Source organism: Paenibacillus residui (assembly GCF_042677205.1).
Classification (GTDB): Bacteria; Bacillota; Bacilli; order Paenibacillales; family NBRC-103111; genus Paenibacillus_L; species Paenibacillus_L residui.
On sequence record NZ_JBHTIU010000067.1, the window covers coordinates 1 to 12,309 of the forward strand.

The 12,309-nt window shown below is 44.0% G+C and carries 11 protein-coding genes; 10 read left to right on the top strand and 1 reads right to left on the bottom strand.

Going from position 1 to position 12,309, the window contains the following annotated elements; all coding sequences use genetic code 11:
• The first annotated feature begins 108 nt into the window (after window positions 1-108).
• The 5 genes from ACFQ03_RS17475 to ACFQ03_RS17495 all read left to right on the top strand — a co-directional run bounded on the left by ACFQ03_RS17475 (window position 109) and on the right by ACFQ03_RS17495 (window position 5,700).
• On the top strand, window positions 109-606 hold the full coding sequence (locus ACFQ03_RS17475; RefSeq protein WP_379289742.1) for a hypothetical protein: 498 nt from the start codon (window positions 109-111) through the stop codon (window positions 604-606).
• A 2-nt stretch (window positions 607-608) separates the two neighbouring features.
• A complete protein-coding gene (locus ACFQ03_RS17480; RefSeq protein WP_379289744.1) occupies window positions 609-782 on the top strand; it encodes a YvrJ family protein in 174 nt (57 codons plus the stop codon).
• Window positions 779-1,072 (top strand): helix-turn-helix domain-containing protein, encoded by a 294-nt coding sequence (locus ACFQ03_RS17485; RefSeq protein ID WP_379289746.1) that lies wholly within the window; start codon window positions 779-781, stop codon window positions 1,070-1,072. Before ACFQ03_RS17480 ends, ACFQ03_RS17485 begins: the two co-directional genes overlap by 4 nt.
• Before the next feature lie 121 nt (window positions 1,073-1,193).
• Window positions 1,194-4,349, top strand: a complete 3,156-nt coding sequence (locus ACFQ03_RS17490; RefSeq protein ID WP_379289748.1) for an AAA domain-containing protein — start codon at window positions 1,194-1,196, stop codon at window positions 4,347-4,349.
• The gene (locus ACFQ03_RS17495; RefSeq protein WP_379289750.1) at window positions 4,336-5,700 is read left to right on the top strand and encodes a hypothetical protein; all 1,365 of its coding nucleotides are present in this window, start codon (window positions 4,336-4,338) and stop codon (window positions 5,698-5,700) included. The genes ACFQ03_RS17490 and ACFQ03_RS17495 overlap by 14 nt, the downstream gene beginning before the upstream one ends.
• A 172-nt stretch (window positions 5,701-5,872) precedes the next feature.
• Here the strand turns inward: ACFQ03_RS17495 and ACFQ03_RS17500 are convergent, their stop codons facing one another.
• Entirely contained in the window at window positions 5,873-6,676 is an 804-nt protein-coding gene (locus tag ACFQ03_RS17500; protein ID WP_379289752.1) for an ankyrin repeat domain-containing protein, read from the bottom strand.
• 459 nt (window positions 6,677-7,135) lie between these two features.
• Between ACFQ03_RS17500 and ychF the strand changes: the two genes are divergently transcribed.
• The 5 genes from ychF to ACFQ03_RS17525 form a co-directional block, all read left to right on the top strand.
• Complete coding sequence (gene ychF, locus ACFQ03_RS17505; protein ID WP_379289754.1) at window positions 7,136-8,236, top strand: redox-regulated ATPase YchF; 1,101 nt, start codon at window positions 7,136-7,138, stop codon at window positions 8,234-8,236.
• 143 nt (window positions 8,237-8,379) lie between these two features.
• Window positions 8,380-9,447, top strand: coding sequence for a peptide chain release factor 1 (prfA, locus tag ACFQ03_RS17510; protein ID WP_379289756.1), 1,068 nt, complete (start codon window positions 8,380-8,382; stop codon window positions 9,445-9,447).
• A 4-nt stretch (window positions 9,448-9,451) separates the two neighbouring features.
• Window positions 9,452-10,330 carry a peptide chain release factor N(5)-glutamine methyltransferase gene (gene prmC, locus ACFQ03_RS17515; RefSeq protein ID WP_379289758.1) on the top strand — a complete coding sequence of 293 codons (879 nt, stop codon included), beginning with the start codon at window positions 9,452-9,454 and terminating at the stop codon, window positions 10,328-10,330.
• Between the two features lie 231 nt (window positions 10,331-10,561).
• Window positions 10,562-11,302 (top strand): stage II sporulation protein R, encoded by a 741-nt coding sequence (gene spoIIR, locus ACFQ03_RS17520; protein ID WP_144939556.1) that lies wholly within the window; start codon window positions 10,562-10,564, stop codon window positions 11,300-11,302.
• Between the two features lie 597 nt (window positions 11,303-11,899).
• Window positions 11,900-12,309: L-threonylcarbamoyladenylate synthase (locus tag ACFQ03_RS17525; protein ID WP_379289761.1), on the top strand; the 410-nt coding region annotated here is incomplete at its 3' end.

Genomic DNA, 12,309 nt, shown 5'->3' on the forward strand with positions numbered 1-12,309 from the left:
TGGATGAGCACCTTACCCAGTTATATCAAGGGTTTGTTTGCCAATCTAAGCTGCGAAAGTTGAGTTACTAATGAACTTATAGGCAGCTTTCTTGCAGTATCAGAAAATGTGACGTTAGTAAAGAATTTTTTAGATAGTCCAAGTAGAGAAAATAGAATTAACATAGAGAAGGCTATTCGTAATTTTTTCATATCAATTAGATTAATTAAGTATATTAGTAACCTAATATTATATTGTGAGATTGATTTCCAAAGAAAAGCGACTAGAGTAAGGCAAAGGAATCATCTTATTTATGACAAACCGTTGGAAGGAGATTCTTGCATATCTTATGGTGAACTCTTACTAAACCGGTCATATTCAAATGAGTTTGGTGATACAAATTCATCAGATCCCCAGCAATTTAAAGAAATGATATTAGATCAGCAGGTATATTCAGCTTTTATGAGACTTACACCAAAGCAACAAAAAGTTATCACTTTGGTCTATTGCGCAAATAAAAAAGATACTGAGGTATCAGTATTATTAGGTGTTACACCACAAGCAATTACAAAAACAAGAGTTACAGCGTTAAAGAAAATGAAGATTCAAATTTCAAAGGGGGTTTAAAAATGAAAGATACTTCACAACTAATATCCATAATCACATCTGTAATTTCAAATTTTGGTTTCCCAATTGCAATTACTGCGTATCTCCTTCTTCGGTTTGAAAAAAGAATAGAAATACTTAATAACAAAATATCTGAACTTATTGAGGCAATAAAAATAGGGGTGACACGAAAATGAATAAAAATAATATATATATTCTAGTTCAAAAAGCAAAACAAGGAGATAAAGAATCAATGAAAACATTGTTAGAAATGTTTAATCCGCTTATTATAAAAGTGAGCAAAAAGGCCGGAGCAAATGATCGTAATGATTTAAAGCAACATATTACAGAAAGTATAATAAAAGCTATTTATAAGTATGATTTAAGATTGGATAAAGATTTTAAGGCTCTTCGCTATACTACATGGGAAAAACTACGTTTGAGAGGCATAATAGAGCGATTTGACATGGAGCCTCTGCGGGCATGAGTACTCGCGAAAGCCGCGAAGGGTAAGGAATTCGCGTTGCTAACCAGCTTATCATGCCCGCCTCTCCATATAAAATCGCTGTCTATTTACCCCACCCAGAGTAGCGAGGAAGCAAGGAAATTTGGATCGCTACACGAGGCTTCTTTTTGAAAGAGAGGTAGGCGCCTTACGCCGGCTACATCATAATCATATTATTCAAATGTATGATTTTGAGTTCTTACCTGGTGAGAACGGTGGTAAAAAAGGGAGAATATTTCTAGAACATATTAGCGGTGAAAACCTTCAAACGATTGACCGATCATTGATTGAATATGTTGACAAAATTAGAATCATTCAGCAGCTTATTGATGCTGTTGAAGCTGCACACAGCCAAGCTATACTACATAGAGATATCAAACCATCTAATATAATGATCGTCGAACACAGACAAGCGAAGCTGATTGACTTCGGTCTCTCCAAGATTAAGGGGATGGTAACGGGTGAAACCATTTATAAATTCGGTTCGAATCATTATTCAGCTCCAGAAGTGGGGTATCATCCAGAAAATGCTTCTTTTCAAAGCGACATTTACTCTTTAGGGGCCACGATCTATTTTTTCTTAACCGGTTGTGTGCCCGATTTGCCTGAAAACCTCAAAGTATCCATTTCACAGAGTTCCGACATTACTCCACCATTAAAGAACATCCTTATGAAAGCTGTCGAAACTGATCTTAAAGCAAGATATGAAACCATCACCGATCTTAAACGAGATCTGGCTCAGATAATCGACTCCCTATTGTCGGTTACGAAATTCTCGATCAAATTCCCTCTTGAATTGCTCGAAAAGGCAAGATCATTAAGATTTGTACCACGATACGTCAAGCTTAATGAATTTATTGATCAATTCTTAAACAAGTGGTTCGAAAAAGATATTTATGGATTTGTCGATTCCAAGCTCGAGAGTGGTAGGTTGGAAAATGGAGATGAAGTGTCATTTTTCTCGACAGACGGATACCTTTTGAAGGGCGTATACCAGGACTACGACGAGCATTTTCTAGTGAATGATATTAAATTTCTCAAACAGACAGAACGATCGCGTTATGAAAAAATGTACTTGCGTATAGCTGGAAAACCCATCTTTAACCATTCGATGAATCAATCTACACAGATGGATTTCCAAACGTATGAAGTTGTAAATGATCTGGTGGATCATCGGATCGATTATCAATCTGACGCTAGTAAACAAACCGAGTTTGAGAAGTTTTTTGGAATTTGGTTAGACTATCTCGATAAGGAAAAAGATTTACTTATTTCAGCTGCCAAAAGCTTAGACTACATGAGGTATCGCTATAACACAGAGGATCAAACGGTGGAGTTCGAACTGCTGGATACGACGGTAGAAAGCTTGGGATTTACGAATGAGACAACCATTATTTTCGATCCCAGACTAGAGGATCCTGATCGAAAGTACAGAACAAAGCCAGTCGTGATTGGAAAGTTCAAGGAAATCACTTACCAGGATGATACCGTGTATCTTGTTGTTAAGTCTCCGAACAAAATCAATGGGATTCCGCGTTCGGGGAAACTAGTAGAAGATTATCGTTTTAAAATTAATCTGCTTGATAAGCAGATGAGTGCTATCCGTGCATTGAAAAACGATGAAGCCATGTGCAATGAGAATTTACGGGATATTATTCTAGGATTTGAGACCCCCAAATCCATAGGAAGTTTCAATAACATTAACTTCTTCAATGAGAGATTAGATTCCAACCAAAAAGATTCCGTAAAAGTGGCCTTAAACACATCCTCGATTGCAGTCATACAAGGTCCTCCTGGAACAGGGAAAACTACGGTCATTCGAGAATTTGTGAATCAGATCTTAAACCGTAACAATGTCGATATTTCACAAGAAAAGTTTAAAATTTTGATTGTGTCACAGTCACATACCGCTGTTGACAACGTCTTGGAAGGGTTACACTTTCCACAAGATTTCAGTACGAAAGTAATCCGAATTGGGTTGGATGAGAATATCTTGCCCGCTATTCGGGATAAATACAGTGTTTCAAACGCCAGAAATTTATGGGCCAATGAAACAAAACAAGCCTCTTGCCGGAAGATGAAAAATCTAGCCACACAGTATGAAATTGATCCGGACGAGCTAAAACAATACGTTGAAATGAAGTCTCAACCGAGCCATTCAGAAGAGGAAGAGTTGCTGATCCAGCAATTTGAGTCCAAATACATGGGTGAACCAGAAAAGCAACGGATTATTCGAACTGCTATTATTCAAAATAACTGGATAAATCGTCTTGGGATTGCCAATGATACAGAATCCCGACTAATCGAAAATGCAACCATTGTTGCGGGTACCTGCACAGGCTTTAACTCGAATCCATCTACCCGAAATATGAATTTTGATTATGTCATTGTTGATGAAGGTGCGAAAGCGAGTGTACCTGAACTTCTTATACCACTCCTTAAGGGAAGCCGGTTAATCTTAGTCGGAGATCATCAACAGTTGCCACCTGTACTAAATACGGAGGCCATCAAGCTAACTTCACATGGAAAACAAGAAGATTTTGAGAATGGTATGTTTAAGCGTCTCTACGATAACTTCCCGAAATCAAACCGTATCCGTTTGACGACTCAATACCGGATGCACCGAACCATTGGTGATATGATTAGTAGAGTCTTTTATGGAAATGAGATACAGACTGGAATTCCTAATGACGAGCGAACTCATGAACTAGAATTGTATCAAGGAAAACAATTGATATGGGTGAGTACTAGTAAGGTATGGAATAGGCGAGAAAGAAGGCATCAGACACACCAAGATCAAAAAACCTATAAAAATGAGAAGGAAATTCAAATTATAAAGCAGAAGCTTTGGGATATAGATAAAGAAGAGGCCGCCCGTGGATATGAAATCGCAGTGATTACAGGTTACAGCTATCAAAAGTCCATTATTAGAGATTTTGTCGCAAGGGCTGACTTCAAAAATATCTGCAATATTGAGGTAAATACGGTGGATGCGTATCAAGGAAAAGACAAAGATATTGTGATTTTTAGTACCGTCCGTAGCAATACAAAGAATGATATCGGATTTCAGAAATCCGCACAGCGAATTAATGTAGCCTTGTCCAGAGCACGTAGACTGTTAGTCATAGTTGGAGACAAAGATCATTTCATGCGAAATAGACAACCTACAAACAAACTCCCTGAGATTGTCCGTTATATGTCTCAAACAGACGGCTGCGAGATTATTGAATACAAGGAGCCAGGTCATGCGAGAAAATGATTACATTCTTAATTTGAAGGCGAGTATCCCTCCACAAATTGAGGGTCTACGATATTTAAAGACGATTACGATCGGTATTCCTTACGTTCGAATGAAGTTGAATATCACTACTCGCAGGGAATATCATCTGCCACTGGCACATGAAGTCGTTCTCCGCCTCATTGAAGAGAAATGGACGGACTATGATGAGATACGCGAAGTGCTTGGCGTTGACAAAGACTACTTCGACAGAATTCTCCTAGAGCTCGGCGTAGCTGATTACATTACCCACATGGGGAGGGTTATCTCCCTCTCTGATGCGGGAAGAAAAGTTTTGCTCGAATTAAAATCCATACGAATCGAACCGGATTATATGGATAATGTCTACTTCAACATGCTTACAGGTGAAATTGTAAAAGATGAGAACACGTACAGGTCCAAGCTTAGAAACAAATCGAAATGTACGGTTTATCTAAATAACATAGAAGATTTATCTGGACATTTTCTTGCCAACAAGGAACATGAAATCAGAGAGTTGTATAATATAAGAGTTAGAGAGAGCCGCGACAGATTTATGGGAAATGACACTGTTGGTGCAGACGAATTATACCGGGTTATTACTATTGAGGACTACGACCGAGTGTATGATCAATTGCCAGCTCATGTTTACTACTCCCAAGATACTGACAACATTGCTTTTGAACTGATAAGCGACGATAACAAAGATTTGTATTACACTTGTCTTAGAGAACAAATGAAAAGTCACCCTAGATCATTTTATGAGATATATGATACGAGGGAATACCATCAACGTAAGAAATCTGCATTCTTCAAATGGTATCCTGAAGAGGAGTATGCCATAGAGACTTTAGAGGATAAGCGATCTGCGTTCGTAACTCATCTCCAAAGTTCAAGTATTGACATGGACCAAATCTGCAGCAGTTATTTTACAGACCGGCTTTTGCTGTACCAAGAATACCAAGATATTCTACGATCTCTTACACAAAAGAAACCCAGAGAAGTTGTCATTATTACAGATAACTTGTACATGTTAGAAAAGAGCGAATATAGCCTGTTGGCTTTAATTGAAGCAATCTCTAAAAATTCGATGATCTTTATTGGCCATGGTGTAAAATCACAACCCGTAGTCTCAAAAATCAAAGGAAAGAGTGTTGCGACTAAGGAATTCTCTGATATCAGAGGAACTCGAATTATAGTAGATAATGAGTACATGCTAACTATTCACCTCGAACCGTTTCCTGTGAAAAGTGAGTATCTACTGCAGGAAGTCGGCATTCTTACTTACGACAAAGCACATATCGATTTGATAAGAGCTCTATTTTCTGATCTTGTATCTGCAAAGGATAAATAGAGTTTAAAAATATCTTTACAAGCGAGATGGGGCGGACCAGCAGTCAGTTTTCACTGACTTTCTGGACAGCCCCTATTGTCGGTTGTATATAGATCGTTGCACCGCCATTGGGAATGGCGAATATGGCTCTTTCTTCCGCCAGATAGTGAGGCGGCGAACACCACATTCTAAATTAGTTCACAGAATTAACTAACCCTTTCTTTTCAAATAATTCAAGTACCGCGGTTCTCTCCAGCTGAAGAGCCAGCTCATAGGGAGTCCGGTTTTCCTCATCTACTTTGGCCAAGTCAATATCTTTATGACTCAATAAACTTTCCACAATTGGCATCATCAAATCTTCATAATCTGCATATGCAATGGCAAGATGAAGAGGCGACCACTTCTCTTGTTCATTGGGATTTCCTTCTTCATTGGGATCAGCACCTCTTTGAAGCAAGTATTCCACTTTATCACTCCTATAGGATCCAATAGCGTCTAATAGTAATGTGTTTCCATGAGGAGATCTAACATTTAAATCAGCCCTTCTATCTTCTGCCATTAGAATAAGCATATCGGCTGTCCTCGCAATAAAAAGCAAGGGCATTCCATCATCATCCACACCGTTAGGATCCGCGCCTTTTTCCAGTAATAAAGATACCAATTGTAAATCTTCTTGATTTTTATAGGAGTATTGGTGCCAATAAGTCAAGACATACTTAAGAAGTTCGTCCAGCTCTTCCTTGTCTAATCCGCCAACGATATTTTCGATATCATCGAATTGATTACTAGAAGCATCTTTAAGCATAGAATGAGCTAATTGTTTACTTTCAGATATTGGATGGGTTGAAGGTTGGGGAGTTGATTGCGGAGATGGGTAAGATGAAGGTTGAAGTGAAAATGGCGGGCTTTCGAACTCGGTAGACTCATGAGGATCATTATTTGGTGACAGTGTACAACTAGTAAGCAGAATGAAGATGGCAAGAATATAAAGCTTCATTGTAATTCTCCTTTCACCGCTCTCTTTATAATAACGTTCAGAACTAATATTCAGTTGTCGCTAAATCTCAATATAGGGTTGATTCTAATAATATCAGATTAAACCCTTAAGCCGAAGTTACTCCATCCAATCCAACGATCTGACGAATGATCCAGTAACGACTCTGTGAATTCCAATGTGAGAAGAGTTAGGGTGACAGCATGAGGATTTAGTCAGAGATCATATACGGTGTTGTAGAATAATTAAATCTTTTCAACCTACGAATCCCCGTTAGCGACCGGCTGACGGGGATTTTTGTGCCCAAAAGGAACTTCTCACAATAAACAGTCAAACCGGCTATGCCTTGTCGATTTCCTTCAAATGGAACCGCTCCCGTATAAGTCTCTGGAGCTTTTTCTTAATATGCGGTATAATATCTTGATGACTTGATTGACGTATATAATAAGGGAGTTGTCCTAAATGGCTTTGAAAGCAGGTATTGTCGGCTTACCTAACGTGGGAAAATCCACTTTGTTTAACGCGATAACCCAAGCAGGGGCGGAATCCGCCAACTATCCGTTCTGTACGATCGATCCGAACGTGGGGGTCGTTGAAGTTCCCGATGAACGTCTGCAGAAGCTTGCAGAGATCGTCGTGCCTAACCGGATCGTTCCGACAGCCTTTGAATTTGTCGATATTGCCGGGCTTGTCAAAGGAGCCAGTAAGGGAGAAGGCCTGGGGAATAAATTTTTGGCCCATATTCGCGAAGTGGACGCCATTGTTCATGTTGTCCGTTGTTTTCAGGATGAGAATATTACACATGTGTCGGGTAAAGTGAACCCGATTGACGATATCGAGACCATTAACCTCGAACTGATTCTGGCCGATTTGGACTCCGTTGAGAAAAGAATCGACCGTTCCCGTAAAAATATGAAAAGCGGGGATAAAAAATACGCGGCCGAGGTAGAATGTCTGGAAAAGATCAAGGAAGCTCTGCTGACGGACAAACCGGCCCGCAGTGTCGAGCTTAGCGATGAGGAGAAACTGCTGATCCGCGATCTTCATTTGTTGACAATCAAGCCTGTACTGTATGCAGCGAATGTAAGCGAGGCCGAGGCCGGCAATGCCGATGGCAATCCTTATGTTCAGCTGGTAAGAGAATACGCGGCTAAGGAAGGCGCAGAGGTAGTTCCGATCAGCGCCAAGGTAGAATCGGAAATCGCGGAGCTCGAGGGTGAGGACCGCGAAATGTTCCTGGAGGAGCTCGGACTGAAGGAGTCCGGACTGGATAGGCTTATTCGGGCCGCTTATAAGCTTCTGGGCTTGTATACTTATTTCACAGCAGGAGTACAGGAAGTACGGGCCTGGACCATCCGCCAGGGAACGAAAGCGCCTCAGGCGGCGGCCGTTATTCATACCGACTTCGAGCGGGGCTTTATCCGTGCCGAGGTTGTGTCCTATGAGGACTTGGTTGCAGCCGGATCTATGAACGCAGCCAAGGAAAAAGGCCAACTGCGTCTGGAAGGTAAAGATTATGTAGTTCAGGACGGAGATGTAATGCATTTCCGCTTTAATGTATAGATGTGAGCGGACGGAATTTTAACCCGATATGGGAAGGTTCCTGAAGCCAGAATCATATAAAGCGATATGAAATCTCGCCATTTACGCAACCCAAGAAAGATCGAACGATTGATTAATCCATCCTTGTCAAGAGGTGAGTGCGCTTGTTAGACCGGCTCCAATCGTTGGCCGATCGTTATGAGAAGCTGAGCGAATTGCTCTGCGATCCGGACGTAGCTAACGATACCAAAAAATTAAGAGAATATTCCAAAGAACAATCCGACCTCCAGGAAGCTTATGATGCCTACACCGAGTATAAAATGGTAATCGAACAGCTGACCGATGCCAAGGCAATGCAGAATGAAAAGCTGGACGATGAAATGCGCGATCTTGTCAAAATGGAGATTGATGAGCTAGAGGAGCGCAGGGAACAGCTGGAGGAGCAGATCAAAATATTAATGCTTCCCAAGGACCCGAATGACGACAAGAACGTCATTGTCGAAATTCGCGGTGCAGCCGGAGGAGACGAAGCGGCGCTGTTTGCTGCCGATCTTTATCGGATGTACACGCGTTATGCCGACCGTCAAGGCTGGAAGACGGAAATTTTGGAAGCCAGCCTGAATGATCTGGGAGGCTTTAAAGAGGTCATCTTCATGGTGTCCGGTAAAGGGGCCTACAGCAAGCTCAAATATGAGAGCGGGGCACACCGTGTGCAGCGGATACCGGTGACGGAATCGGGAGGACGGATTCATACTTCGACCTCGACAGTTGTAGTCATTCCGGAAGCCGAGGAAGTAGAAGTGGAAATCAAGGAAAGCGACATCCGTGTAGATACATTCTGCTCGAGCGGGGCGGGAGGACAGTCCGTCAACACGACCAAATCGGCGGTTCGCGTTACCCACCTGCCAACGGGAATAGTGGCCACCTGTCAGGACGGCAAATCCCAGAACTCGAATAAAGAGAAAGCATTGCAAGTATTGCGTGCCCGTATCTACGATAAATTTTTACAGGAAGAGCAGCAGAAGTACGATTCGGAGCGCAAGAACAAGATCGGAACGGGAGACCGGAGCGAACGAATTCGTACCTATAACTTTCCGCAAAGCCGGGTCACCGACCATCGCATAGGTATGACCGTTCATCGGCTGGAATCCGTAATGGATGGGGATATGGAAGAATTCATCTCAGCGTTAACCGTAGCGGCACAAGCCGAACAGTTGGAAAAAGGGGAGTAAGCCGATGAATGTCAACCGGCCTTCTTCGATTCGGGAAGCCTATATATGGGCTTCTTCTTTTTTACAGGGGCAGGGGGTTCCGGATGCCGGAGCCTGCTCCGAGCTGCTTCTCCAGTATGTACTGGGGTGGGACCGCAACCGGCTGCTCTTGAATTGGCAGGAGTCTTTTCCCGAAGACCGGATGTCTGCATGGCAGGTGGCCATCCAACGGAAAGCAAGCGGAGAGCCTGTACAGTATATTATAGGAGAGCAGGAGTTTTATGGACTCTCTTATACGGTTACACCGGCAGTTCTCATTCCACGCCCCGAGACCGAGCTTCTGGTGGAAGCCCTGATCAAGCAGGGAAAACGAATGTGGCCAGAGCAAGAACCGCTTCTGGTCGATGTTGGGACGGGAAGCGGCGCTATCGCGGTGACTGTGGCCGTTCAATGTCCGGAATGGCGGATATGGGCTACGGACCTGTCGGAGGAGGCTCTGCAGGTTGCCAAATTGAACGGGGCAAAGCATACCGGAGAAGGACGGATCGAGTTTATGCTTGGAGATTTGCTCGATCCGCTCATTCGGAAGAGGGCAGAAATCGATATTCTCGTCTCCAATCCACCGTATATTCCATCCGGGGACATGCCTTCACTGCAAAAGGAAGTGGGCCAATATGAGCCGCATCTCGCGCTTCACGGAGGGGAAGACGGGATGGACTATTATCGCCGGTTCCTGATTGACATGGACAAGTTGACTGCCCCTCCTGCATTGGTCGGCTTTGAGGTCGGGCAGGGCCAGGCAAGGGCGGTCGAAGAGATGCTTAAGCGGGAAGGAAAATGGTCGGAGACCCAAATTGTTACCGATCTGGCGGGGATAGAGAGGCATGTTCTGGCCTGGCGCTGAAAGCTTCGCTACAATTTAGACCATTCGTGACCAGGACGGGTTCAGTCGGACAGTTGATCCCGTCTTTCATAAATCAGGTTCCCAAGCCGACAGCCACCCCCCTATATTGGGCTGCTAAGGACACTTTTTAAAGGATTCTATCAATCTACTAAAAATATTGAGATATAGTATAACTCCTTCTCGGGAAGGCCATACTGGATAGTAGGCATTCAGGAGAGGAGATAGATTCCAATGGTAAGAAGAGTATCCTTTCATAAATACGGTTATATCGCTTTTGCCCTTATTGTTCTGTTATTTTGCTGGGAATCGAACAAAACCAACGCGGCTGTCTTCCAATCGGGTATTCCGGAGGAGGCGATCCGCCTAAGAATATTGGCCAATTCCGATTCGGTACAGGATCAGGCGATCAAACGTTTGATCCGCGATGCGATCGTTGAAGAGATGAACGGCTGGGTAACCGGCCCTGCCTCCATTGAGGAAGCTAGGGAGCAGGTGGAAGCACATTTGCCGGTTTTTCGTGAGTTGATTGCAGAAATTCTGGAAAAACGGGGCTACGACTACGAATTTAAAGTAGAGTTGGGAAGCGCTGAATTTCCGACCAAGCTCTATGGCAGCCGCGTATATCCGGCCGGAGATTACGAAGCTCTTAAAGTTACATTAGGCAGCGGCCAGGGACAGAACTGGTGGTGCGTGCTCTTCCCGCCGCTATGCTTCGTTGACGTTGCTTCCGGTCAAGCCGTCGCCCAAGACAAGGAGGACTCCACTTCATCTAAAGGGAAGACGGAGGAGGGACAAGGTGCTTCTCAGCTTGCCAAGGATACCAAAGGCGGCGATGGGCAAAGCAAGGCTCAGCAGGAGGACGACTCGCTTCGGCAAGCTTCTCTCCAGGCACCGGCTGACCGGGAGGTAAGGTTTTTCCTGTGGGATCTGCTTCAAGGCTTGCTGTCCTGGGTGAAAGGATGGTTTGCGTAGGCACCACTTCAATAGTGGGACGGTAGCAAGATAGGCAATTTCGGATGAACGGGTTTCAAGCGGAGCAGCCTATGACAGGCTCAAAGCTTGCGTGCTCAATCAGTTATAGAAAAGATGCATTTTTACATCTTTTAGGCAAATCTTTATATTCCATCGGAAATATTCCTGCAAAAATGCCTCTTTTTTATCTAGTTTGTCCCATTTCGGGTATAGATGGTTAAAATTGGCGCACAATTGCAGGCTTTTTCTCTAAATCGGGTTGGCTTGATTGGAAAAGATGCACTTTTGCGCTTTTTACCTATTAGGAAGAGCGAGGGCTCGAATCGGGACATTTTATGATTATTGATCCCTATGCCGCTTGTTCCGCGCCATTACTTATAAAAATGTCGGCGATTTTTCAAGTGATCCCCCTTTTTGGATCATTATTGTGCCGTACGACCTTCCGAATCTCTCCATCCCTACTAAACATCTCACTCCTAACGGGGATGGTTGATTTCCGTTTACAAGTTGTTATTGGTTGGGTACAATAAAGTCGCTCCCGAGCGGGGCTAGGTAGAAATGAAATAAATAAACACAATGATAAAGGATGAACCGAAGATGACTAAAGTGTGGATCATGAATCCACAGAAGATAGAGGCTGCGGATTCGGGCTTGCAGGAAGCCGCCCGCTGGCTGCGGGAAGGCAAGCGGGTCGCATTCCCGACGGAGACCGTCTACGGTCTCGGAGCGGATGCCCGCAGCGCGGAAGCGGTGGCGGGTATCTTCGCGGCCAAGGGCAGGCCGTCGGACAACCCGCTGATTGTCCATATAGCCGACAGGTCTCAACTAGGCGATCTGACGGATGCGGATCGCCTCGACGAGACCTCCCGGCGTCTAATGGACGCCTTCTGGCCCGGCCCGCTTACGCTGGTGCTGCCGGCCAAGCCCGGCGCCGTCGCCGCCAACGTGACGGCCGGCCTGCCGACGGTCGCGGTCCGCATGCCGGACCACCCGGTCGCCCTGCGCCT